Source organism: Streptomyces sp. NTD107, assembly GCF_059510435.1.
Genome location: NZ_JCAJZV010000025.1, coordinates 1 through 23,229, shown reverse-complemented (window position 1 = coordinate 23,229; position 23,229 = coordinate 1). Strand labels below are relative to the sequence as shown.

Below are 23,229 nucleotides of genomic sequence, written 5' to 3'. Positions count from 1 at the left end.
TCGTCGCCCTCTACCTGGCGAGCAACCCGGGCGCCAGCCCGGCCCAGGTCTGGTCCGCCCTCGACGGCGCCGCCGTCACCGGCCAGGTCACCAGCCCCGGCACCGGCTCGCCGAACAAGTTCCTCCAGATCCCGTAACCACCGGGAACCGTACGCATCTGGCCGCCCCGCCCGCCGACCCCCACGGCAGGCGGGGCACCGCCACGCCCGAACCACCGGCCGGGGGCGGGTGGTCAGGCCAGGTGGACCGGGGCCGGGGCCTCGGCGTCCGCCGGCCGCGTCCGCTGCCGACCCGCGTTGACCGCCAGCGCCGTGACCGGGCGTGAGTAGTTGCGGTACAGGAAATCCCGGTGAGATTGATCATGGTCGGTTAGCACACCGGCCGGGGACGCCGCTGGGGTTTACGGAAAGCCGCTGGGCGATCGGTGGCGCTGGCTATGGTCCGGCCTGTGCCGGTGGAGTTTCTGACTGATGAGCAGGCCGAGGCGTACGGGACGTTCACCGAAGTGCCCACTCGCCCGGAACTGGAGCGGTTCTTCTTCCTCGACGATGACGACCGCGACCTGATCGCGCTGCGTCGTACGGACGCGCACCGGCTGGGCATGGCGGTGCAGATCTGCACGGTCCGCTACATCGGCCGGTTCCTGGGCGAGGACCCGCTCGCCGTGCCGTGGGAGGCCGTGGAGTACCTGGCCGGGCAGCTCGGCATCAAGGACGCCTCGTGCGTGAAGCGGTACCCGGAGCGGCGCTCGACGGTGTACGAGCACGCGGCGGAGATCCAGAAGCGGTTCAGCTACCGGGACTTCAGCGACAGGGAGTGGGGGCGGGAGTTCCGCAGATTCCTGTACGGACGAGCGTGGACGCACGCCGAGGGGCCGGTGGCGCTGTTCAACCACGCGGTGACGTGGCTGCGCCGCCACCGGGTGCTGCTGCCCGGGGTGAGCGTGCTGGCCCGTCAGGTGTCGGAGGCGCGTAAGGCGGCCGAGCGGCGGCTGTACGAGGCGGTGGCACGGGCCACGCACCGCGCCGATCCCGCGCTTGCGCCGGCCTTGACGGCGCTGCTTGTGGTGCCGGAGGGGCGGCGGATCTCGGAGCTGGAGCGGCTGCGGACGCCGCCGGTGAAGTCGACGGGGACCGCGATGGTGCGGGCGATGGAGCGGGTGGAGGAGATCTCCGCGTTCGCGCTGGGGCGGGTGAACCTCTCCCGGGTGCCGGTGAACCGGCTGTCCACGCTGGCCCGGTACGGCCAGTTGAGCAAGGCGCAGACGATCGAGCGGGCGCCGGAGCCGCGGCGGACCGCGCTGTTGACAGCGGTGGTGCGCCAGCTGGAGGCGCAGGCTGTCGATGACGCGCTGGACCTGTTCGCGGTGCTGATGGCGAACCGGCTGATCAGCCCCGCCCGGCGGGCTTCGGACCGGGAGCGCCTGGCGATGCTGCCGCAGCTGGAGAAGGCAGCCCGCGTCCTGGCGAAGGCGTCGAAGATCCTCACGGAGGAGCTGGACCTGGTCGCCGAGGCGAGTGCGGACCTGGACGTCGCCGCGCTGTGGGCGGCGGTGGAGGAGGCTGTGCCGCGCACGGCGGTCTCCTCGGCGGTGGCTACGGTCGAGGCGCTGGTGCCCGAGGACGACGGGTCGGCCGAGGCGGCGATGCGGGAGAAGCTGGCCCTGCGCTACAACACCGTCCGCCCGTTCCTGAGCCTGCTGGGCGAGTCGAACGCGCTGGGCGCGGCCCAGGGCGGCAAGCGCATCCTGCGCGCGGTGCGCCGGCTCCCGGCTCTGGCGCGGCGGCGGGTCAAGGAGCGCCCGCTGCTGCCGCGCGAGGTCGACGCGGACCTGGTGCCGGCGATGTGGCGACGTGCGGTGTTCTCCAACGCCAAGCTGCCGCAGGGCGCGGTCGACCGCGACGCATACGTGGTGTGCGTGCTGGAGCAGCTGCATCGGGCGCTGAACCGGCGGGATGTGTTCGCCGCCCCGTCGAACCGGTGGGCCGACCCGCGGGCCCGGCTGCTGGACGGGCCGCGGTGGGAGGCGATGCGCGCGGACGTGCTGGCCGGCCTGAGCCTGAACGAGGACGTCGGCGAGCACCTGACCGGATTGACGCGGGCGCTGGATGCGGCTTGGCGGCAGATGGCCGACCGGCTGGAGGAGGCCGGCGACGAGGCGAAGGTGGAAATCGTCGTTCCCGAGGGCGGCGGCCGGGCCAGGCTGAGCGTGGACAAGCTCGGCGCGGTCGGCGAGCCGGAGTCGCTGACCTGGCTGAAGAAGACCACGGAGGCGATGCTCCCGAGGATCGACCTGCCGGACTTGCTGTTCGAGGTGCACTCCTGGACCGGGTTCCTGGACGCCTTCACACATGTGTCTCACCGGCCCACCCGCATGGAGGGGCTGCTCGTCTCCCTGGTGGCCCTGCTGGTGGCTGAGAGCTGCAACATCGGCAGAACCCCGGTCATCGACCCGGACCAGATGGCTCTGACTCGCTCGCGTCTGTCGCACGTGGACCAGAACTACCTGCGGGCGGACACCATCGCCGCGGCGAACGCCACGCTCATCACTGCTCAGGCGGGTATCGAGCTGGCCCAGATGTGGGGCGGCGGGCTGCTGGCCTCCGTCGATGGTCTGCGCTTCGTCGTCCCGGTCAAGAGCATCAACACCGGCCCTTCGCCGAAGTATTACGGCTACAAACGCGGGCTGACCTGGCTCAACGCGGTGAACGACCAGGTGGCGGGGATCGGCGCGATGGTCGTGCGCGGCACCCCGCGCGACAGCCTGTTCACCCTGGACACCCTGCTCAATCTCGACGGCGGCGTGCGCCCTGAGATGGTCGCGACCGACAACGCCTCGTACTCCGACATGGCCTTTGGCCTGTACAAGATGCTCGGCTTCCGCTTCGCCCCGCGCTTCCGCGACCTGGCGGATCAGCGGTTCTGGCGGGCCGACCTTCCAGAGGGGGAAGAGGCGGTCGCCGGCTACGGTCCGCTGGAGGCGATCGCCCGCAACAAAATCAACCTGAAGCGGATCGCCACCCATTGGCCGGACATGCTCCGCGTCGCCGGATCACTCATCACGAACCAGGTCCGCGCCTACGACCTGCTGCGGATGTTCGGCCGCGAGGGACACCCGACCCCGCTCGGTGCCGCGTTCGCCGAGTACGGGCGCATCGACAAGACCATGCATCTGCTCGCCCTGGTCGACCCGGTCGACGACACCTACCGCCGCCTGATGAACCGGCAGCTCACCGTCCAGGAGTCTCGCCACCGCCTCGCCCGCGCGATTTGCCACGGAGGCCGCGGCCAGATCCGGCAGGCATACCGTGACGGGCAGGAGGACCAGCTCGCCAGTCTGGGTCTCGTCCTCAACGCCGTCACACTGTGGAACACGCGGTATCTGGATGCCGCCGTGGCTCAGCTGCGCGCCGAAGGCCACGACATCAAGGACGACGACGTCGCCCGGCTTTCGCCGCTCAAGAACCGACACATCAACTTCCTGGGCCGCTACCAGTTCAACTTTGCGGCCAGCGGCCCTGGCCAGGGCCTGCGGCCTCTGCGTGACCCGGACGCGCCGGCCGAGGACGCCGACCTGGACGAGGAGTGAACGCACATGCGTCCCCGAGGGCCGGAGACGGCGGTCACGAGGTCCAGCCGGGCAGTCCGCTGCGGTCGCGTGCGTCGTCCATGGCGATGCGGACCTGAGCGGCGGCCCACTGGTCGGCGCTGATCTCGGAGCCAAGCCACCAGACGGCCCTACGGTAGTCCTCCAGTATCTCTCCACAGGAAGGACGTTCTTCAGCCGCGCTGACTCGTTGGACGCTGCGGGGCGGCGTCGGATAGGGAGGCGTTCCCCGCGCTGCCTGCCGGTGCGCCTGGCTGGCCGGTGGCGCGCTTCTGGCGGTGCCGCCGTACTTTGGCGATGCTTCCGCAGGAGCGTCCCTGTTGGCCGCCCGCGGTCATCAGGCACCAGCGTTTGCTGGCGTTCCTGGTCGAGTCATAGAACACCCACCGGCAATCCGGACACGCCTTCATGCGCGGCCACTGCCCGCGCATGATCGCCTCCAGGACGGTGGCGAGCATCCCTGCCGCCGGGCTGCCAGAGTGCCGCAAGGCGAGGCCACCGCTGGTGACGGTGATCCCGACGCCAAGCCGTCCGATCCACGCGGTGACCTGCTCCTCGGACGCCGACTCGTGTTCCACCAAAGCGCGCAGGTCATCCCGAAGGGCGCGCAACACTCCCCGCTCGTCCGGCGGGATGTGGTGGCCGTCCGCATAGGTGTCGAAGCGATCGGTCGGGCGCCGGGTGTCGTTGGTGATCAGCCAAGTATTGAGCAGCTCCCGGACTCCTTCAAGCTCCCCGGGCGCCGTCTGCGACGACCTCCCACCAGCGTTAACCACCTAGTCATCTTACCGGTTGCGCAGTGACCGATGCGGCATGTTAACTGCCTAAAGTATTTACCGGTTAGGACAGGAGGGCGGCATGCACATCGAAGCCGTCTGGTCCTCGCTGCGATGGGCGGGGATCGAGCACGTCGTCTGGACGCGGGATGGAGGCTGCCTGACCCACGCCACCAGCGAGGCGGTCCATGTCCTCCCGGACGGCGCCGCACACGTGCGATACGACCTGGCCGCAGACGAGGCGGGACACCCCCGGCAGGTGTCGGTCCAGGTGAGCGGCCCGAGCGGGGAACGACGACTGTCACTCGCCCACGACGGCCAGGGCGTGTGGACCATGGGCAGCGGTCACCCATTACCGGCCCTGGACGGCTGCACGGACATCGACATCTCGTGCACGCCGCTGACCAACACGCTGCCCATCAACCGGATGGCCGCCGCCCGGCCATCGACCGACCTGCTCGTGGCCTACGTGACCATACCCACGCTTCAGGTCCGCGCCGTCAGCCAGCAATACCTACGACTCGACACCGGCAAGGCCCCGACGGTCTACCGCTACCGGTCGGCATCGTTCACAGCCGACCTCACCGTGGACGACCACGGACTGGTCCTCGACTACCCCGGCGTCTGGCGGCGCATCGGCGGCCTGCCCGACTCACCCAGGAGCACTCGATGAACACCTCATCCCAGCCGGCGACGCATCCCGCCCTCCCTCACCTGGCCGCCGACGCTCCCCACCCGGACCACGCCCACCACCTCTCCCTATTCGGTCAGTTCGTCGGCACCTGGGAGATGGACGTACGGTTCCACGACGAGAACAGCCGACTGCTCTCCCGACGGCCCGGCACCTGGTCCTTCGGCTGGGTCCTCGACGGGCGCGCCATCCAGGACGTCCTGACCTACCCTCGCACCGACGACCCGCAGGCCGGCGCACCCGGCATCAGGGGCATCGGGACCAGCCTGCGATTCTGTGACCCCGCCACCGGGGCGTGGCACGTCTACTGGCTCGGCGCGGTCACCGGCGTCACCGTCGTGCTGCACGGCGGCCGACGCGGCCGGGACATCCTGCTGGAGAGCGAACCCGAGGCGGACGGCACCCTCAACCGCTGGCGCTTCACCGACATCTCCACCACCGCCTTCCGCTGGGTCGGCCACGAATCTCAGGACGAAGGCCGCACCTGGTGGCTGAACCAGGAAATGCTCGCAACCCGCCGATCGGCCGAGCCGGAGGCAGGACCGCCTCGCCCACCGGCCTGACCCGGCAGCAAGCGCCGACGCCTGCACTGGCCAGCTCAGGCCACCAGGTCGCATCGGGGTGCGCACTCCCACTGGCGACAGTTCTCATTGGGGCGTTTCATAGGCGGTCGCTCGTGAAACACCCGGCCGCCCGGCGGTCTACCTGCGGTGATCATGTTTCATGAGTTGTTGCAAACGACTGGACACCTGAAACGCCCTCATGAAACAGTCCGGGGTCGTGAGCGACGACTTCGAGCACGTGGAATCGCACGACTGCCCGATGTCCACATGTGGCGTCCCCGCGGGCTCGCCGTGCCGGACCGGCAAGGGCAAGGTGGCCATCCAGTACCACACCGCCCGCTTCCGCCTCGTACCCCAACTCGCCAAGGCCCTCAACGTGCCGACCCCGCCCGTACGGAAACCAGGGTCCGTGTGGATCGAGCTGCCTCGGCCCGTCAGTGCTGGCGCCGCGCCGGTCGGGCACGTTCGCCTCGGCTACGCCCGCGCCTCGACCGCGCGGCAGTCCCTCGACTCTCAGCTCGACGCCCTCGCCGAGGCCGGGGTCACCCGGGTCTTCTCCGAGAAGATCTCCACCCGCGCCCGCACGCGCCCCGAACTGGAGGCCGCCGTCGCTCTCGCCCGGGAGATGCGCACCTCCGGTGTCGCCGTCACCCTCGTCGTCCACGAGCACAAGCGGCTCGGCCGCGGCATTGAACTCGCCATGCTCGCCGAAGAGCTGAAGGCCAGCGACGTTGGCCTGGAGTTCCTCACCGGGGAACTGAAGGGCTCCCACGACCCCTCCGGGATCGTATTCACCGTGCTCGCCGCCATGTCCGGCATGGAACGCGAGTACATCCGCGACCGCACCCTCGACGGCCACGAGTCCGCCCGCAAGCGCGGCAAGACCATCGGCGGCGCAGGGGTCACCGACCCGGACATGCTCGACACGGCCCTCCGCCTGCGCGAGCAGGGCCTGAGCCTGCGCGACATCGCCGCCAGGCTCGTCATCACCACCGGCAAGAAGAAAGGCGAGCACCCCTCACCCGCCACCGTCATGCGGATGCTCCACGAGTACGACGAGCAGACTGCCGACGCGCCAGCCATCACCCCGGCACCATGATCAATCTCACCGGGATTTCCTGTACCTCAACTACTCACGCCCGGTGACCGTCAGGCCGGCCAGGAACATCGCGCCCGCCGCCGTGAAGGCCGCCGTGTAGCCGTGGGTCAGGGCCGCGCTCGCCGCCTGGACGGCGGTGCGGTCCCCCACCGCCAGGCCCTCGTACAGCACCGCCGCCGCGCCCGGCAGCTTGTCGTTCGCCGCCGACGTCGAGATCGTCGCCAGCACCGCCAGGCCCAGCGCGCCGCCGATCTGCTGCGCGGTGTTCAGCACCGCCGAGGCGATCCCCGTCTCCTGCGGCGCCACCCCGCGCACCGCGCCCAGCGTCATCGGCACGAAGCTCAGCCCCAGGCCGGCCGCCGTCACGAACATCGCCGGCATCAGGTGCGCCACGTACGAGGACCCCGGCTCCAGCGTCGCGAACCAGAACATCCCCACCGCCGCCACCAGCAGCCCGGGACCCGCGATCAGCCGCGGCGGGTACGCCGCCACCAGCTTCGAACTCGCCCCGGCCGCCGCCGCCATGCCGAAGCTGAACGGCAGATACGCCAGCCCCGTCCGGATCGCGCTGTAGTCGAGGATCAGCTGCATGTACAGCGTCAGGAAGTAGAAGGTGGCGAACATCCCCGCGCCCAGGAACAGCATCGTGCCGTAGCTGCCCCACCGGTTGCGGTCCGCGAGCAGCCGCAGCGGCAGCGTCGGGTGGGCCGTCCGGGTCTGGATCGCGATGAACACCGCGAGCAGCACCGCCGCCACCCCGGACGACACCAGCGTCAGCGCGTCCGTCCAGCCGTGTTCGCCGCCCCGGGTGATCGCGTACACCAGCGCGACCAGCCCGCCCGTGCCGGTGATCACCCCGGGGATGTCCAGCTGCCCGCCGCGCCGCTCCGCCTCCACCAGCACCCGGGTGCCGGCCAGCACCGCGATCCCGATGGGGACGTTCACGAAGAACACCCACCGCCAGTCCAGCGCGTCCGTGAGCACCCCGCCCAGCAGCAGCCCGACCGTGGCGCCGAGCCCGCCCATCGCCGCGTACACGCCCATCGCCGAGTTACGGGGCTTGCCCTCCGGAAAGGTCGTGGTGATCAGCGCCAGCGCGCTGGGTGCCGCCAGCGCCGCGCCGACGCCCTGGAGCACCCGGGCGCCGATCAGCGTCCCCTCCCCCTGCGCGAACCCGCCGAGCAGCGAGGCCAGCGTGAAGATCACCAGGCCGGCCCGGAACATCCGGCGCCGCCCGAACAGGTCCCCGGCCCGGCCGCCGAGCAGCAGCAGCCCGCCGAAGGCGAGGGCGTACGAGTTGACGATCCACGCCAGGCCGGCGTCGGAGACCGCGAGGTCGCTCTGGATGGCGGGGAGCGCGATGTTGGTGATGGTGGCGTCGAGCACCACCATCAGCTGCGCCGCCGCGATCACCACCAGGGCGAGGCCGAGATACCGGCCGCCGCCGGGTGGCACGGCGCGCGCCGGAATGACGGGCGTCGAAGTGTCGACAGACATGGAAAAGCTCTCTCACGTGTGAGTGAAACTGGAAAAGGGCATGAGCGAGCCGCCTTCGCAGAAGGGGTAATCACTCGTGATGCAATCCGAGGGGCGTGGCGGGTCGATGCGCCGCTCTTACGGTCCTGACCTCGGGACGAGGGGCAAACCTAACACCCCGGGAGAGCACGGCCGGGGCTGTTCCGGGGAATTATGCGCTGTGGCCTTTGTCGCGTTGACAAAGCTGTTCGAGGGCCATCAACTTGCTTTTCCGGCCAGAATGTGAGCACCCATGTCTTGTGGTCATGCGCCCATTCTCGAACCCGCGGCGGACATATTCCGGCCTAAAGGGCCAGCGCCGACGCCACCGCGGCGCGCAGTTCGCCCACCGGCCGCTCGCGGCTGGGATGCACCCGGTTGGTCAGCAGCACCAGGACGGTGCCGGTCCGCCGGTCCGCCACCACACTTGTCCCGGTGAAACCGGTGTGCCCGAACGTGTCCGGCGAGGCCAGCGCGCCCATGTACGCCGGCCGGTCACGCTCCCAGCCCGGCCACAGCGCCGCGTACTCCTCACCCAGCACCCGCACGTCCCCGTACCGGCCACCGTTCAGCAGCACCTGCGCCAGCACCGCCACCTCCCGCGCCGTGCCGAAGACCCCGGCGTGCCCGGCCACCCCGCCCAGCAGAAACGCCTTCTCGTCGTGCACCTCACCGCGCACCATCCCGCGCCCGGTCCACGGCTGATACTCCGTCGCCGCGCACCGCGCCGCCCGCTCCGGCGGCGGCCGGAAGCCGGTGTCGGTCAGCCCGAGCGGCCCGGTGAACCAGCGCTTGAGCAGTACGTCGAGCCCCGCCCCCGCCACGCGCTCCACCGCCACCCCGGCGGCGATCAGGCCCAGGTCGGAGTACCGTTCGCCCTCCCCCGGCACATACTCCAGCGGATGCCGCAGCGCCGCCGCCAGCCGCTGGGCCCGCGTCCGGTACCCGGTCAGGTCCATCTCCGGCGCCATCCCACTGGTGTGATCCAGCAGTTGACGCACCGTGGGGCGGCGCCCCCCGGCGCCCGCCACCTCCGGTACGTACCGGGCCACCGGCGCGTCCAGCTCCAGCAGCCCCGCCTCCGCCGCCCGCGCCACCAGCAGCGCCGTGTACAGCTTCGTCAGCGACGCCAGATCGAAGACCGTGTCCACCGTCATCGGTACGCGCTCGTCCGGGGGGAGTTCGACCGCGCCGCCGGGCCCCGCGCCCCAGCGCACCGCCCACCCGCCGGCCTCGCCCACCACGAGCGCCCCGTCCCGTACCACCCACAGCACAAACCCGGGGCGGGCGTGGGCCCGCGCCCGCGCCACCACCCCGGGTTCGGGCCGTGCCGGCATCAACTCTCCCGGTGCACCTTGGTGTTGGACCCCTGGGCACGCGGACGCACCACCAGCAGGTCGATGTTCACATGCTGCGGCCGGGTCACCGTCCACTCGATGGTGTCCGCCACATCATCGGCGGTCAGCGGCTCCGCGACCCCTTGATACACCTTGGCCGCCCGCTCCGCGTCGCCGCCGAACCGGTTCAGCGCGAACTCCTCGGTCGCCACCATCCCCGGCGCGATCTCGATCACCCGCACCGGCTGCCCGACCAGTTCGATCCGCAGCGTCTCGGTCAGCGCGTGCGCCCCGTACTTGGCCGCCACATAGCCGCCACCGCCCTCGTACACGCCGTGCCCGGCCGTCGAGGACACCACCAGCACCGTGCCGGCCCCGCTCGCGACCAGCGCGGGCAGCAGCGCCTGCGTCATGTGCAGCACGCCCAGCACATTGACCTCGTACATGGCACGCCACTGCCCCGGATCGCCCTGCGCGACCGGGTCCAGGCCGAGCGCACCGCCCGCGTTGTTGATGAGCACATCGACCCGCTCCAGCGAGGCCGCGAACGCGTCCACCGCCGCCCGGTCCGTCACATCCAGCGGGTACGCCACCGCCGCCCGCCCGGCCGCGGTCAGCTCCTTCGCCAGCGCCTCGATCCGCTCCACCCGACGCGCGGTGAGCACCACCCGGTACCCGGCCGCCGCCAGCCGCCGTGCCGTGGCCGCGCCGATGCCACTGCTGGCCCCGGTCACCACGGCGGTGGGCTGCTGGTCTATGGCGGTGGTCGTCATGACGCCTCCTGCATGGTTCAGTTCGCGAGCCGGAGCGCCGCTTCGGTCGCCCAGTAGGTGAGGATCACATCAGCACCGGCCCGCTTGAACGCCATCAGGGTCTCGTCGATCGCGCGCTCCCGCTCGATCCAGCCCTTCTCGGCCGCCGCTTCGACCATCGCGTACTCGCCGGAGATCTGGTACGCGGCCACCGGCACATCCACCGCGTCCGCGACCCGGCGCAGCACATCCAGGTACGGCAGCCCGGGCTTCACCATCACCATGTCGGCGCCCTCGGCGAGGTCCAGCGCCAGCTCGCGCAGCGACTCGCGGCCGTTCGCCGGGTCCTGCTGGTAGGTCTTGCGGTCCCCGCGCAGCGAGGAGTTCACCGCTTCCCGGAACGGCCCGTAGAACGCCGAGGCGTACTTCGCGGTGTACGCCAGCAGCGACACGTCCTGGTGCCCGGCCGCGTCCAGCGCCGCCCGGATCACCCCGATCTGACCGTCCATCATCCCGGACGGGCCCAGCATGTGGGCGCCGGCCTCCGCCTGCACCACCGCCATCTCGGCGTACCGGAGGAGGGTCGCGTCGTTGTCGACCCGCCCCTGGGCGTCCAGCACCCCGCAGTGCCCGTGGTCGGTGACCTCGTCCAGGCAGGTGTCCGCCATCACGACCAGCTCGTCGCCGACCTCGGCCCGTACCGCGCGCAGCGCCCGCTGCAAAATACCGTCCGGGTCGGTGCCGGCCGAACCGATCGCGTCCTTGACCTCCGGCACCCCGAACAGCATGATCCCGCTGACCCCGGCGGCCACCGCCTCGGCGGCGGCCTTCCGCAGCGAGTCCAGGGTGTGCTGCACGACGCCCGGCATCGACGAGATCGCCGCCGGCTCCGCGATGCCCTCCCGTACGAAAGCGGGCAGGATCAGATCCGCGGGCCGTACGTGGTGCTCGGCGACCATCCGGCGCAGCGCGGGGGTGGTCCGCAGCCGCCGGGGCCGCACCCGCGGGAACGCCACAGCCGCCGGATCGGCCGGCACCGCAGAACCGTATCCGCTCAAGAACTCGGCCGACTCACTCATGGGGTACGCGCCCTCCGTCGCTGCGGACGCTTCTCGCTGGGCCGCTTCAGCACCTCACCGGACTCGGCAGCCGCCGCCCGCCGCTCCTCGCCGTACTGGGCGAGCGCCTCGGCCAGCGCGTGCACCGACGGCTCGGGCGCCAGCACATCCACCCGCAGCCCGTGCTCCTGCGCGGTCTTCGCCGTCGCCGGGCCGATACACGCGATCACCGTCACATTGTGCGGCTTGCCCGCGATCCCGACCAGGTTCCGCACCGTGGAGGAGGAGGTGAACAGCACCGCGTCGAAGCCGCCGCCCTTGATCGCCTCCCGGGTCTCGGCCGGCGGCGGCGAGGCGCGCACCGTCCGGTACGCCGTCACGTCGTCCACCTCCCAGCCCATCTCGACCAGGCCGGCCACCAGCGTCTCGGTGGCGATGTCCGCGCGCGGCAGGAACACCCGGTCGATCGGGTCGAACACCGGGTCGTACGGCGGCCAGTCCTCCAGCAGCCCGGCCGCTGACTGCTCCCCGCTGGGAACCAGATCGGGCCGCACCCCGAACTCGATCAGCGCCTTGGCGGTCTGCTCCCCGACCGCCGCGACCTTGATCCCGGCGAACGCCCGCGCGTCGAGACCGTACTCCTCGAACTTCTCCCGGATCGCCCGCACCGCGTTCACCGAGGTGAAGGCGATCCACTCGTAGCGCCCGGTGACCAGGCCCTTGACCGCCCGGTCCATCTGCTGCGGGGTACGCGGCGGCTCCACGGCGATCGTCGGCACCTCGGAGGTCACCGCACCGTACGAGCGCAGCTGCTCCGACAGCGAAGCGGCCTGCTCCTTCGTGCGCGGCACCAGCACCTTCCAGCCGAACAGCGGCTTGGACTCGAACCACGCCAGCTGATCGCGCCGTTCGGGGGCCCCGCGCTCGCCCACCACGGCTATGACCGGCCGGTCGCCCTCCGCCGAAGGCAGCACCTTCGCCGACTTGAGCGTGCGCTCGACCGTGCCCAGCGTCGCCGACCACGTACGCTGCCGGGTCGTGGTGCCGGCGATCGTCACCGACACCGGGGTGTCGGGCTTGCGGCCCGAGGAGACCAGCCGCGCGGCCGTGGCCGCCACCGACTCCAGCACCGCCGACACCACCACCGTGGCGTCGGAGGCACCGACCTCCGTCCAGCACCGCTCGTCGGCGGTCGCCGCGTCCACGAACCGCACATCGGCGCCGTCCGGGTCGCGCAGCGGCACCCCGGCGTACGCGGCCACGCCCACGGCGTGCGCGACGCCCGGTACCACCTCGAAGGTGATGCCCTCGGCGGCCAGCGCCAGCATGTCGGCGGTGGCGTCCCCGTCCATCCCCGGGTCACCGGCGACCGCACGGACCACCCGCTTGCCGCCGCGCGCGGCCCGCATGACAAGATCGGCGGCATCACTCACTGTGGCGGTGGGCGCGGCGAGGGCGGCGTTCTGCAACGGGGTGTCCGTCCCCGGCCGCAGATGCGCGCGCACCACGTCGTAGGCGCGTGGATCGGCGACGAGGACATCGGCCCGCGCCAGCGCCTCCACGGCGCGCAGGGTCAGCAGGCCCGGATCACCCGGTCCGGCCCCGAGAAAGGTGACGTGCCCTTGGTACGGACCGGAGTGACCGGCCGGCTGGGCCGCCAGGATGCGTGCGGCGGTGGGGCTCAAAGTGCTCGCTCCCCCATCAGACCGGCCGCGCCTTTGGCGAGCATCTCCGCGGCGAGTTCGGCGCCCACGCGTACTGCGTGGGCCACCGCCTCGACGGGCGACGCCGGTACGGGACCGGTGGTGGTCAGCTGCACCAGCGTGGTGCCGTCGATCGTGCCGACGACGCCCCGCAGGCGCATTTCGGTGGTGGCATCCCGCTCATCGGTCCGCAGGTCGGCGAACGCACCCACAGGTGCGCTGCAACCGGCCTCCAGAGCGGCGAGCAGGGTTCGCTCGGCGGTGACGGCGACCCGGGTGAACGGGTCGTCCAACTCCGCGAGCTGGGCGGCGAGCTCCGCGTTCGACGCGGCGCACTCCACCGCCAGTGCCCCCTGGCCGGGGGCGGGCAGGACTGTGTCGGGCGGCAGGAAGTCGGTGATCTCCGCTTCCCGTCCCAGCCGGTGCAACCCGGCGGAGGCGAGGACGACGGCATCGAGTTCGCCGCCGCTCACGTACCCGATCCGGGTGTCGACATTCCCCCGGATCGCGACCGTGTCCAACTCGCAACCGAGCGAGCGGGCCCACGCGTTCAGCTGCGCCATGCGGCGCGGCGAGCCGGTGCCGACCCGGGCGGTGCCGTTCTCCACCAGCAACTGCTCGAAGGTCAGCCCGTCCCGGGCGATCAGCGCGTCGCGCGCGTCGGCCCGTACCGGCACGGCCGCCAGGGCCAGCTCGGCGGGCTGCGCGGTGGGCAGGTCCTTGAGGGAGTGCACGGCGAAGTCGATCTGTCCGGCGGCCAGCGCGTCGCGCAGCGCCGAGACGAAGACCCCGGTGCCGCCGATGGAGGCGAGCGCCTCCCGGGAGACATCGCCATAGGTGGTGATCTCCACCAGCTCCACCGGTCGCCCGGTGAGGCCACGGACCTGGTCCGCGATCATCCCGGACTGCGCCATGGCGAGGGCGCTGCGCCGGGTTCCGAGCCGCAGGGCCCGGGTGGGGGTGGTCATGACCGCTCCTGTTCCGCGTTACTTCTGGTGCTGCCGGCGGCGACCGCCCGCGGGTCGAGATCGAACAGCTCGCGCAGGGCGGCGGCGTAGTCGGCGCCGCCCGGCTCACCGGCCAGCTCCTTGACCCGTACGGTCGGCGCGTGCAGCAGTTTGTCGACGACGCGGCGCACCGCGTGGGTGACCTCCGCGCGTTCCTTCTCGTCAAGGCCCGGCAGCCGGCCGTGCAGACGGGCCAGCTCGCTGGAGACCACGTCGGCGGCCATCGCGCGCAGGGCGACGACGGTGGGGGTGGTGGAGGCGGCGCGCAGGGCGGCGCCGAAGTCGGCGACCTCCTCGGCGACGATGTCGCGCACCGCCTGCACGTCGGCGGCCATCGGGGCGTCGGCGGACGCGGCGGCGAGCGATTCGATGTCGACGAAGCGGACCCCGGGGAGCCCGTGCACGGCCGCGTCGATGTCGCGGGGCATCGCCAGGTCGAGCAGCGCGGGTTCCCGCTGCCCGGCCCGCCGCTCCCCGAGCGCCCCGGCGACGGCGCCGGCGGACAGCACGAGCCCGGTGGCCCCGGTGCAGGACACGACGAGATCGGCCAGCGCCAGCTCGGCGGCGATGGAGATGGCGTTGATGGGCACCGCGCGGGCCCGCGGCCCGCGCGGGGCGGCGTCGGTCCGGCAGTCGTCGCCGACCGGACACACCTGCTCACTCGGCTCGCCGCCCGCGGCCGGGACGCCGGCTGCCCCGGCGTTCTCCCGGCCCTCGCCCGCGCCGGGCGCGGACGCGCCCGGGCCGGCCTGCTCGGGCAGATACCGGGGTCCTGCCGGATTCGCCCCACGCGCCGGGCCGGAGACCTCGGCCTGCCCGGCGCGGCCGGGGCCCGCGGCGGGTCCCGCGTCCAGTGCGGCGGCCAGCCGTTCCGCGCGTTCCAGCGTCCTGTTGGCGATCACCAGTTCGGCCACACCGGCGCGGGCGAGTGTCGTCGCGGCCAGCGAGGACATCGACCCGGCCCCGATCACCAGCGCCCGCAGCCCGCGCACCCACGCCATGTCCGGCTGCGCGGTCCGGGCGGTCCGGCCGGCGGCCGGTGCCAACTGCTCCAGGCCGAACGTCACCAGGGACTGCCCGGCGCGGTCGATACCGGTTTCGCTGTGGGCGCGCTTGCCCACCCGCAGGGCGCGCTGGAACAGCTCGTTCAGCAGCCGCCCCGCCGTCTGCTCGTCCTGGGCGAGGGCCAGCGACTCCTTGAGCTGGCCCAGGATCTGCCCCTCGCCGACCACCATCGAGTCGAGCCCGCAGGCCACGGTGAACAGATGGGCGACGGCCTCTTCCTCGTACCGCACGTACAGGTACGGGTCCAGTTCGTCGGGGCCGACCCCGCCGTACCGGGCCAGCATCCCGGTCAGCTCGGCGATCCCGGCGTGGTAGCGGTCCACGTCGGCGTACAGCTCGATCCGGTTGCACGTCGACAGCACCGCCGCCTCCAGCACCGGCCCGGCCGCCAGCAGATCGTGCAGCAGGGCGGCGCGGACGCCGGGGGCGATCGCCGCGCGCTCCAGCACACTCACCGGGGCGCTGCGATGGCTCACTCCGACCACGAGCAGCGTCATGCCGGCATCACCGCCGGGATGTCCCCGTCGGGCCCCGGGCCCTCACGCCGGCTCCCGCCGGCGCCGCCCGCGCCACCGGTGCCCGCGCCGGTGTCCGTACCCGTACCCGTATCCGTGGCGCCGCCGCCGGCGGCCCGCGCGGGCCGCGCCAGCTCGTCGGCCGCCTTGCGCTGCTCGTGGAAGGCGAGGATCTGAAGCTCGATCGACAGATCCACCTTGCGCACATCCACCCCCTCCGGCACCGAGAGCACCGTGGGGGAGAAGTTCAGGATCGAGGTGACCCCGGCCGCCACCAGCCGCTCGCACACCTGCTGCGCCGCGCCCGCCGGGGTGGTGATGACACCGATCGAGACACCGTTGGTGTGCACGATCGTCTCCAGCTCGTCCACGTGCCGCACGCCGATGCCCGCGACCTGCTTGCCGGTCATCTTGGGGTCGGCGTCGATCAGCGCCGCGACCCGGAAGCCGCGCGAGGCGAAGCCGCCGTAGTTGGCCAGCGCCGCGCCGAGGTTACCGATGCCGACGATGACGACCGGCCAGTCCTGGGTGAGCCCGAGTTCACGCGAGATCTGGTACACGAGATACTCGACGTCGTAGCCCACGCCCCGGGTGCCGTAGCTGCCGAGGTAGGAGAAGTCCTTGCGCAGCTTCGCCGAGTTCACCCCGGCGGCGCCGGCCAGTTCCTCGGAGGAGACCGTCGGCACCGAGCGCTCGGAGAGCGCGGTCAGCGCCCGCAGATACAGCGGAAGCCGGGCGACAGTCGCCTCGGGGATTCCTCGGCTGCGCGTCGCCGGTCGGTGGTTTCGGCCAGTTGCCACGGTGCTCCTGCCGGTCGAGCCAAGCGGAGAGCGGTTGCGTACGGCGCATGCGCCGAGACCGCCCCGTCGCGCCCAGGTTATGCCTTTGTGAACGCGTGCACAAAGATGGTGTCCGCTTTGTCCGTCCAAAGTGACCGGTGCCACACGCGCCAACAGGGACACCTGGTCACACTCCTCACGTATGTGTACCGGAACGGAAAAAACGACCCCGCATGCTAAACCAAACCGGGCTCAAGCTCCCAACGCGCTGCGCAGCCGCCCCGCGTCCACCCGCCAGAAATCGTGCTGCTCACCGTCCACCAGCACCACCGGAATCTGCTCCCAGTACCGCCGGTGCAGCTCCTCGTCCACGGTGATGTCCCGCTCCTCCCAGGCGGCCCCGGTCTCCTCGCACACCGCCGCCACCACCTCACGGGCGGCATCGCACAGATGACAGCCGGGCTTGCCGATCAAGGTGACAACACGGTCCGCGGGGGACGCCGCAGACTTACGGGACGCACGGCGCAGCAGGGGTCTCATGCCGCCCATTGTGCCGCGCACGGCAATCCGGGCGACATGCCCGCGCAACCGGGACCCGGCCCGCGACTGGCTATCCTCGATCACATGGCAAGCTCGCCGCTGGACCAGCCCGCCGAGCGCGGAACCGTGGATCGCGAGGTTCGTACGGACCGGGACGACCGCAAGGATCGCGCCACCGGTGCGGGCCTGCTGGCGGAGCTGGCCCGGGGCCGCTGGCCGGGCCGCCGGGCCGCGGCGCCCACCCGGCGCAGCGAGCTGGCCGGCCAAGCGTCGGCGGCAGCCGCCGGGGAGACGGTGGCCGAGCCGGAGTTCCCGGTGCCCGGCGACGCCCGCGCGGCGGCGTTCTTCGATCTCGACAACACGGTGATGCAGGGCGCGGCCCTCTTCCACTTCGGACGCGGCCTGTACAAGCGGAAGTTCTTCAGTGGCCGCGATCTGGTGCGGTTCGCCTGGCAGCAGGCTTACTTCCGGCTGGCCGGCTCGGAGAACGCCGAGCACATGCGGGACGCCCGCGACAGCGCGCTGTCCATCGTCAAGGGTCACAAGGTGGCCGAGCTGATGGCGATGGGCGAGGAGATCTACGACGAGTACATGGCCGGCCGGATCTGGCGCGGCACCCAGGCCCTGGCCCAGGCGCATCTGGACGCCGGGCAGCGGGTGTGGCTGGTGACGGCGGCCCCGGTGGAGACGGCCACCATCATCGCCCGGCGGCTGGGGCTGACCGGCGCGCTGGGCACGGTCGCCGAGTCGGCGAACGGCGTCTACACCGGCCGGCTGGTGGGCGAGCCGCTGCACGGCCCGGCCAAGGCGATGGCGGTACGGGCGCTGGCCGAGCGCCAGGAGCTGGATCTGGAGCGCTGCGCGGCGTACAGCGATTCGGCGAACGACATCCCGATGTTGTCTCTTGTCGGTCATCCCTACGCGATCAATCCCGACAGCGCGTTGCGGGCGCACGCCCGCAAGCAGGGCTGGCGGGTACGGGACTACCGCACGGGCCGCAAGGCGGTACGGATCGGGGTGCCGGCCGCGGCGGGCGCCGGGGCCGTGGCGGGCGGCGCGGTGGCGGCGGTCGCGCTGCGGCGGCGCCGGCGCTGACCGAAGCGTTCACGGGTGCGCCAGGCGCATTCCGGCCCTTTACCCGGGACGGGCGGCGGGCAGTCCCCCGACCGGCCATCGGTCAAATTCGTTCATCCAGTGATCGGATCGGAACATTCACCGATCAATAAATCCATGGCGTTGGGTAGCGCGCCGACAGCAACACGTAACACTTCAAACCTAATCGGCGATTTTCGCAACTACGCGTAGCACGCCAAGCACAAAGCGTTATTCTCCTCAGACGCATTCCGGTCCCCAGACGTCTCCCCCCAGGTGTCGGCTGACGGACCCGCGCCACTGCACGTGTCGGAAGCTCTGCCTCTGGGAGTCCCGTGTACCCACACGTCGGGGTTGACACCTCGGGCCTGGCTACGCTGCGCACGACGGTCTTCGGCCGGCTGCGCGTCTTCGTCCCCCCCGCGTACGCCAACTCGTCCCTCACCGCCGCACCTGTCCCCGCCGGCCCCGCCCATGCCCTCGCCGATGGCACCGCGGGCACCGCCCCCACCACCTCCACCACCCCGGCCGCCGGCCCCGCCCCCACCACGGGCCGCCGCCTCCCCCGCAACACCACCACCACCCGCCGACCCGCCGCCGACAGCGACAGCCGGCGCATGATGGACCTCGTCGAACGCGCCCAGGACGGCGAATCCGACGCCTTCGGCAGCCTCTACGACCACTACTCCGACACCGTCTACCGGTACATCTACTACCGCGTCGGAGGCCGCGCCACGGCCGAGGACCTCACCAGCGAGACCTTCCTGCGCGCCCTGCGCCGGATCGGCACCTTCACCTGGCAGGGCCGCGACTTCGGCGCCTGGCTGGTCACCATCGCCCGCAACCTGGTCGCCGACCACTTCAAGTCCAGCCGCTTCCGGCTGGAGATCACCACCGGCGAAATGCTCGACGCCAACGAGGTCGAGCGCAGCCCCGAGGACTCCGTCCTGGAGACGCTGTCCAACACCGCGCTGCTGGAGGCCGTCCGCAAGCTCAACCCACAGCAGCAGGAGTGCGTCACCCTGCGCTTCCTCCAGGGCCTGTCGGTCGCCGAGACCGCACGGGTGATGGGCAAGAACGAGGGCGCCATCAAAACCCTCCAGTACCGGGCGGTACGCACCCTCGCCCGGCTGCTGCCCGACGACGCGAGATAACCCGGATCACCCTTTTTCACGGCCTTTGAACACGAACGTGTTCACGTTCCCTGGCCACCCGGCCGCCAAGCGTCACCAGTCAACGGCGAACAGTCACATTATCCTCCAGCCGTAACCCGAGTGCCCGTCCGCTCGTTGTCGAGTTCGCAGACTCCCTACAACCGGCCCCACCACCCCACCCCTCACTCGAACGGGTGATAACGGCGGCGACCGGCAACCAACCATCCGCACCGGGGAGTCGACCGTGCTGACGAGAGGAGGTGCCGCCCGTGATCGGATCCGTGCCAGCAAGCCGACGCGCCCAGGAATTCGCCCAGGCCGTCGAGGAGCCCCGGCCGGACGAGGCGGCCGTGGCGGGCGGGCCCGAAGAGGCACCGCCGGCCGACAGGACCGAAGGGGCAGCCCTGCTGTCCGTGACGGACCGGCTGACCGCCCTGCCCCGGCCCGAACTGAGCGCCGAGACCAAAGCCACCCAGCGCGCCCAGCTGATGGCCGCCATGGAAACCGCCTTCGCCGCCCGGCGGGCCGGCGAGGACCAGATCCCCGAACAGCGCGCCACCACCAGAACGGGCCGTGGCGCCCACCGGGCCACCCCACTGACCGACGCCTTCAGCCGACTGCGCCCCCGCAGCCGGCTCACCAAGGGCCTGGCCGCCGGCGGCCTGTCCATGGGCGTGGCGGCCGGCGCCTTCGGCGGCGCCGCCGTCGCCAGCACCAACGCCCTCCCCGGCGACACCCTCTACGGCCTCAAACGCGGCATGGAGGACCTGCGCCTCGACTTCACCGGCGGCGACACCGCCCGCGCCCAGCTCTACCTCGACCACGCCTCCACCCGGCTGCACGAGGCCCGCCGCCTCATGGACCGCGGCCGGGGCGGCGACCTCGACCACGAGCAGCTGCACGAGATCCGCACCACCCTCGGCAGCATGGCCGACGACGCCGCCAACGGACACCGGCTGCTCAGCCAGGTCTACGAGGCCGACGGCTCCCTCGACCCACTCCAGACCCTGTCGTCCTTCGCCGAGAACCACCGCGACACCTGGGACGCGCTGCGCGGCAAACTCCCCGCCCAGCTGTGGGACATCGGCGAGGAGGTGACCTCCGTCTTCGACGCCATGGACGACGAGATCATCCCGCTGCGCACCCTGCTCCCCCAGGAGCCGGAGCACACCGCCGCCGCCGACCCCGGCACCGGGGACCAGCAGCCCGCCGCACCGTCCAACGGCGAGGCGCCCCGTACGCCCGACACAGGCGCCGCGGAGAGCCCCAGCAGCCCCCCACGGCCCGAGACCCCCCAGCACGGCCAGGAGAGCCCCTCCATGGCCGCGGAGGACTACGAGGGACTGCTCGGCGGCTCCGGACTGCTCAACCCGCCGGCCCCGAGCACCGGCCCGGACGAGGACGGCAGCGGCGGCGGCTCGTCCGACTCCCCCCTCGGCCCGCTCCCCAAGCCGGAGGTCACCATCCCACCCCTGGTACAGGACCTGCTCCCCGGACTCGGCCTGGACGTCAAGAACGCCGAATAAAGCCCGACAACGCAGAACAACAGAACAACAGTGGCCCGGCGGCCGGTGCAGAACACCGGCCGCCGGGCCACCGCCTTTGTACGGCTCGAACGGCGGCTGCACGCCTAGGCCCTCCCATCCGAATGACGGGAGGGCCGGTTCAGCCGCGCTCGCTCACTTCTTGTTGCGGCGCTGCACGCGGGTGCGCTTCAGCAGCTTGCGGTGCTTCTTCTTCGCCATCCGCTTGCGCCGCTTCTTGATAACAGAGCCCACGACTTACCCTCGCTCACTTCGATGACTCGGTGCGGGGCGTCCGAGCCCACACGACCTACATGGGGGTCAGCCTACCGGTCACCGGGTGATACGGGTAAATCGAGGGCCTAGCGGTCCTTGTCCCGGCCCGCCATCAGGCGCTTTCCACCCCTACAAAGGATTCCCGCAGGTACTCGTGCACAGCCTGCTCGGGGACCCGGAAGGACCTTCCTACCCGGATCGCGGGCAGATGACCGGCGTGCACCAGGCGGTACACGGTCATCTTGGACACTCGCATCACCGCGGCGACCTCCGCCACGGTCAGGAACTTGGCCTCGCTCAGAAGCCTTTCACCAGCAGCCATGTCACACCTGACCTTCCGCACATGTCGGGCACCGGCTTCCCCTCCGGTGACTCCCTCTCGCAAGTGCGCTCCTCCCCAGATTAGGGGCGGGTGATGCGAGTGAGGAAGAGGTGCCTCAACCGGCCGTTTACCACCAAGCTGACAGAGAAGTCCGATTGCGCCCATAGCGCATCAGGGGCTCTCGGGCGCAAACCCGGGCCACACCTGTGCGAGCCGGCACCGCGCACCCCGTGCCGCCCGGCCACCGGCCCGCCCCCGTACCCCGCCCGGGCCGGCCACCGGCGGCGGCGCCCCCGAGACCGGAACGCGCCCCCGCACACCGCCTGTGGCCTGCGGCCTTTCCCACCGGCGGCCCCGCCGCGCCGCCGACCGGGCGGGGAGCCGGGCAAGTTGTGTGCGCCGGGGGCGTGCTGGGGCGTGGGTGAAGACCGGTCATGCGCCCGCCCGGCTCCCCCACGCCCCGAGCCGCTGCCGGGACGGTCCGTGGCGTACCCGCAATGGGGTCGCCAAGTCGACACGGGAGCCCCGCACCTGGGGGGAGTCCGGCACCGCAGGTGACGCAGAGGGTACGGGATCAGCTGGCGTAGGACGGACGGACCGTCAGGGCAGCAGCCCGCGCTGCGGGAACACTGCCCGTCTGGTGGCGAGCACCGCCTGGTCCACCGGATCGCCCGGATCGTAACCCGCCTCCCAGGCGGTCCAGTTCGGCGTCCGGCCGTCCGTCATCCGCCACGGCCCGCTCTCCCGGGTCAGCGCGTACGCGGCCTGCCGCCAGCTGTCGGGGACGGCGGTGCCGGGCTCGACGGGCACGTGGGCGGCGATGGCCACCAGATGTGCCCACAGCCGGGGTACGACATCCACGACGGCGTATCCGCCCCCGCCGAGCGCCAGCCACCGGCCGTCCGCGTACCGGTGCGCCCAGTCGTGCGCGGCCTCGACGCCGGCCCGCTGGGCGTCCAGGCTGAGGAGAAGATGCGCCTGAAGGTCCTCGAAGTGGGTGTCGGCGCCGTGCTGGGTCACCAGCAGCTGCGGCTGGAAGTCGGCCAGCAGCTCGGGGACCACGGCGTGTACGGCGCGCAGCCACCCGGCATCCGATGTCCCTGCGGGCAGCGCCACATTGGCGGCGCTGCCGGGCGCCGTCTCCGGATCTCCGGTCTCGTCCGGCCGGCCGGTGATGTGCGGGAAGAGGGTACGGGGGTGTTCGTGCACGGAGACCGTCAGCACCCGGGGATCGTCCCAGAACACCTCCTGGACGCCGTCCCCGTGGTGGACGTCCAGATCGACGTAGGCGACGCGTTCCAGGCCCAGTTCGAGGAGCCGGGCGATGGCGAGCGCCGGGTCGTTGTAGACGCAGAACCCGGCCGCCGCGCCGGGCATGGCGTGGTGCAGTCCGCCGGCGAAGTTCACGACGTGCTCGGCGGCCCGGGTGTACAGGGCCTCGGCGCCGGCCACGGACAGCCCGGCGATGAGCGAGGCGGCCTCGTGCATGCCGGCGAACGCCGGGTTGTCCTCCGTCTCCAGGCCGTGCCGGCGCTCGGTGTCCTTGGGGTCGGCGGAGGCCCGGCGGACGGCGTCGATGTAGTCGGGCCGGTGGATGAGCCGCAACGTGGACTCACCGGCCGGCCTGGCCCCGGTGATCTCGATGTGCCGCCGGAGACCGAGGGCTTCGACAAGCCGCATGGTGAGGTCAAGTCGCACGGGCTTCATGGGATGTTGCGGCCCGAAGTCATACCGCGTGACTCCGTCGTCCCACATAAGCCGGGCTGCGGCGCTGGCGCTCATGACTGCCACGGTAGCCCAAACGCCGGCCCACAACACAAGTGAGCCCTACCGGATAACCCGGTAGGGCTTACTC

General features: G+C 71.7%; 20 protein-coding genes. 7 read left to right on the top strand and 13 right to left on the bottom strand.

Going from position 1 to position 23,229, the window contains the following annotated elements:
* The first annotated feature begins 448 nt into the window (after positions 1–448).
* On the top strand, positions 449–3,589 hold the full coding sequence (locus tag AC5WRL_RS27700) for a Tn3 family transposase (protein ID WP_496091425.1): 3,141 nt from the start codon (positions 449–451) through the stop codon (positions 3,587–3,589).
* A gap of 191 nt (positions 3,590–3,780) precedes the next feature.
* On the opposite strand, the gene AC5WRL_RS27695 is transcribed toward AC5WRL_RS27700, so the two are convergent.
* Positions 3,781–4,383 (bottom strand): CGNR zinc finger domain-containing protein, encoded by a 603-nt coding sequence (locus tag AC5WRL_RS27695; RefSeq protein WP_496091424.1) that lies wholly within the window; start codon positions 4,381–4,383, stop codon positions 3,781–3,783.
* 82 nt (positions 4,384–4,465) lie between these two features.
* Between AC5WRL_RS27695 and AC5WRL_RS27690 the strand changes: the two genes are divergently transcribed.
* The 3 genes from AC5WRL_RS27690 to AC5WRL_RS27680 all read left to right on the top strand — a co-directional run bounded on the left by AC5WRL_RS27690 (position 4,466) and on the right by AC5WRL_RS27680 (position 6,736).
* Positions 4,466–5,056, top strand: coding sequence for a putative glycolipid-binding domain-containing protein (locus AC5WRL_RS27690; protein ID WP_496091423.1), 591 nt, complete (start codon positions 4,466–4,468; stop codon positions 5,054–5,056).
* Positions 5,053–5,637, top strand: coding sequence for a hypothetical protein (locus AC5WRL_RS27685; protein ID WP_496091422.1), 585 nt, complete (start codon positions 5,053–5,055; stop codon positions 5,635–5,637). The genes AC5WRL_RS27690 and AC5WRL_RS27685 overlap by 4 nt, the downstream gene beginning before the upstream one ends.
* Positions 5,638–5,854: 217 nt before the next feature.
* Positions 5,855–6,736: a recombinase family protein gene (locus AC5WRL_RS27680; protein WP_496091421.1), complete on the top strand. Its 882-nt coding sequence runs from the start codon at positions 5,855–5,857 to the stop codon at positions 6,734–6,736.
* A gap of 30 nt (positions 6,737–6,766) precedes the next feature.
* Here AC5WRL_RS27680 and AC5WRL_RS27675 read toward each other — a convergent pair whose 3' ends face one another.
* The 9 genes from AC5WRL_RS27675 to AC5WRL_RS27635 form a co-directional block, all read right to left on the bottom strand.
* Positions 6,767–8,233, bottom strand: a complete 1,467-nt coding sequence (locus AC5WRL_RS27675) for an MFS transporter (protein WP_496091420.1) — start codon at positions 8,231–8,233, stop codon at positions 6,767–6,769.
* Between the two features lie 323 nt (positions 8,234–8,556).
* The gene (locus tag AC5WRL_RS27670; RefSeq protein WP_496091419.1) at positions 8,557–9,588 is read right to left on the bottom strand and encodes a serine hydrolase domain-containing protein; all 1,032 of its coding nucleotides are present in this window, start codon (positions 9,586–9,588) and stop codon (positions 8,557–8,559) included.
* Positions 9,588–10,361, bottom strand: a complete 774-nt coding sequence (locus tag AC5WRL_RS27665; RefSeq protein WP_496091418.1) for an SDR family NAD(P)-dependent oxidoreductase — start codon at positions 10,359–10,361, stop codon at positions 9,588–9,590. The genes AC5WRL_RS27670 and AC5WRL_RS27665 overlap by 1 nt, the downstream gene beginning before the upstream one ends.
* Positions 10,362–10,378: 17 nt before the next feature.
* Entirely contained in the window at positions 10,379–11,419 is a 1,041-nt protein-coding gene (gene hemB, locus AC5WRL_RS27660) for a porphobilinogen synthase (RefSeq protein ID WP_496091417.1), read from the bottom strand.
* Positions 11,416–13,083: a bifunctional uroporphyrinogen-III C-methyltransferase/uroporphyrinogen-III synthase gene (locus AC5WRL_RS27655; RefSeq protein WP_496091416.1), complete on the bottom strand. Its 1,668-nt coding sequence runs from the start codon at positions 13,081–13,083 to the stop codon at positions 11,416–11,418. The genes hemB and AC5WRL_RS27655 overlap by 4 nt, the downstream gene beginning before the upstream one ends.
* Positions 13,080–14,069 carry a hydroxymethylbilane synthase gene (gene hemC, locus AC5WRL_RS27650; protein WP_496091415.1) on the bottom strand — a complete coding sequence of 330 codons (990 nt, stop codon included), beginning with the start codon at positions 14,067–14,069 and terminating at the stop codon, positions 13,080–13,082. The genes AC5WRL_RS27655 and hemC overlap by 4 nt, the downstream gene beginning before the upstream one ends.
* Positions 14,066–15,670: a glutamyl-tRNA reductase gene (gene hemA / locus AC5WRL_RS27645; RefSeq protein WP_496091414.1), complete on the bottom strand. Its 1,605-nt coding sequence runs from the start codon at positions 15,668–15,670 to the stop codon at positions 14,066–14,068. Before hemA ends, hemC begins: the two co-directional genes overlap by 4 nt.
* Positions 15,667–16,488: a redox-sensing transcriptional repressor Rex gene (locus AC5WRL_RS27640; protein ID WP_496091413.1), complete on the bottom strand. Its 822-nt coding sequence runs from the start codon at positions 16,486–16,488 to the stop codon at positions 15,667–15,669. The genes hemA and AC5WRL_RS27640 overlap by 4 nt, the downstream gene beginning before the upstream one ends.
* Positions 16,489–16,719: 231 nt before the next feature.
* Positions 16,720–17,007, bottom strand: a complete 288-nt coding sequence (locus AC5WRL_RS27635; RefSeq protein WP_496091412.1) for a glutaredoxin family protein — start codon at positions 17,005–17,007, stop codon at positions 16,720–16,722.
* An 84-nt stretch (positions 17,008–17,091) separates the two neighbouring features.
* Here AC5WRL_RS27635 and AC5WRL_RS27630 point away from each other — a divergent pair, with 84 nt between their 5' ends.
* The 3 genes from AC5WRL_RS27630 (at position 17,092) to AC5WRL_RS27620 (ending at position 20,779) form a co-directional block, all read left to right on the top strand.
* Positions 17,092–18,102, top strand: coding sequence for an HAD family hydrolase (locus AC5WRL_RS27630; RefSeq protein WP_496091411.1), 1,011 nt, complete (start codon positions 17,092–17,094; stop codon positions 18,100–18,102).
* A 332-nt stretch (positions 18,103–18,434) separates the two neighbouring features.
* Entirely contained in the window at positions 18,435–19,253 is an 819-nt protein-coding gene (locus AC5WRL_RS27625; RefSeq protein ID WP_496091410.1) for an ECF subfamily RNA polymerase sigma factor, BldN family, read from the top strand.
* A 269-nt stretch (positions 19,254–19,522) separates the two neighbouring features.
* On the top strand, positions 19,523–20,779 hold the full coding sequence (locus AC5WRL_RS27620) for a DUF5667 domain-containing protein (protein ID WP_496091409.1): 1,257 nt from the start codon (positions 19,523–19,525) through the stop codon (positions 20,777–20,779).
* A 153-nt stretch (positions 20,780–20,932) separates the two neighbouring features.
* Here AC5WRL_RS27620 and AC5WRL_RS27615 read toward each other — a convergent pair whose 3' ends face one another.
* From AC5WRL_RS27615 to AC5WRL_RS27605, 3 genes are all read right to left on the bottom strand, one after another.
* Positions 20,933–21,031 (bottom strand): 30S ribosomal protein bS22, encoded by a 99-nt coding sequence (locus AC5WRL_RS27615; RefSeq protein WP_003948845.1) that lies wholly within the window; start codon positions 21,029–21,031, stop codon positions 20,933–20,935.
* Between the two features lie 133 nt (positions 21,032–21,164).
* A complete protein-coding gene (locus tag AC5WRL_RS27610) occupies positions 21,165–21,374 on the bottom strand; it encodes a helix-turn-helix domain-containing protein (RefSeq protein WP_019431885.1) in 210 nt (69 codons plus the stop codon).
* 600 nt (positions 21,375–21,974) lie between these two features.
* Positions 21,975–23,129 (bottom strand): acetoin utilization protein AcuC, encoded by a 1,155-nt coding sequence (locus tag AC5WRL_RS27605; RefSeq protein WP_496091426.1) that lies wholly within the window; start codon positions 23,127–23,129, stop codon positions 21,975–21,977.
* Between the last annotated feature and the right edge of the window lie 100 nt (positions 23,130–23,229).

What these genes read in the sequence shown, in the direction of transcription:
- AC5WRL_RS27610 (WP_019431885.1), bottom strand. Translation starts at nt 21,374, where the DNA reads ATGGCTGCTGGTGAAAGGCTTCTGAGCGAGGCCAAGTTCCTGACCGTG.
- AC5WRL_RS27690 (WP_496091423.1), top strand. Translation starts at nt 4,466, where the DNA reads ATGCACATCGAAGCCGTCTGGTCCTCGCTGCGATGGGCGGGGATCGAG.
- AC5WRL_RS27630 (WP_496091411.1), top strand. Translation starts at nt 17,092, where the DNA reads ATGGCAAGCTCGCCGCTGGACCAGCCCGCCGAGCGCGGAACCGTGGAT.
- AC5WRL_RS27635 (WP_496091412.1), bottom strand. Translation starts at nt 17,007, where the DNA reads ATGAGACCCCTGCTGCGCCGTGCGTCCCGTAAGTCTGCGGCGTCCCCC.
- AC5WRL_RS27605 (WP_496091426.1), bottom strand. Translation starts at nt 23,129, where the DNA reads ATGTGGGACGACGGAGTCACGCGGTATGACTTCGGGCCGCAACATCCC.
- AC5WRL_RS27665 (WP_496091418.1), bottom strand. Translation starts at nt 10,361, where the DNA reads ATGACGACCACCGCCATAGACCAGCAGCCCACCGCCGTGGTGACCGGG.
- AC5WRL_RS27685 (WP_496091422.1), top strand. Translation starts at nt 5,053, where the DNA reads ATGAACACCTCATCCCAGCCGGCGACGCATCCCGCCCTCCCTCACCTG.
- AC5WRL_RS27675 (WP_496091420.1), bottom strand. Translation starts at nt 8,233, where the DNA reads ATGTCTGTCGACACTTCGACGCCCGTCATTCCGGCGCGCGCCGTGCCA.
- hemB (WP_496091417.1), bottom strand. Translation starts at nt 11,419, where the DNA reads ATGAGTGAGTCGGCCGAGTTCTTGAGCGGATACGGTTCTGCGGTGCCG.
- AC5WRL_RS27670 (WP_496091419.1), bottom strand. Translation starts at nt 9,588, where the DNA reads ATGCCGGCACGGCCCGAACCCGGGGTGGTGGCGCGGGCGCGGGCCCAC.
- hemC (WP_496091415.1), bottom strand. Translation starts at nt 14,069, where the DNA reads ATGACCACCCCCACCCGGGCCCTGCGGCTCGGAACCCGGCGCAGCGCC.
- hemA (WP_496091414.1), bottom strand. Translation starts at nt 15,670, where the DNA reads ATGACGCTGCTCGTGGTCGGAGTGAGCCATCGCAGCGCCCCGGTGAGT.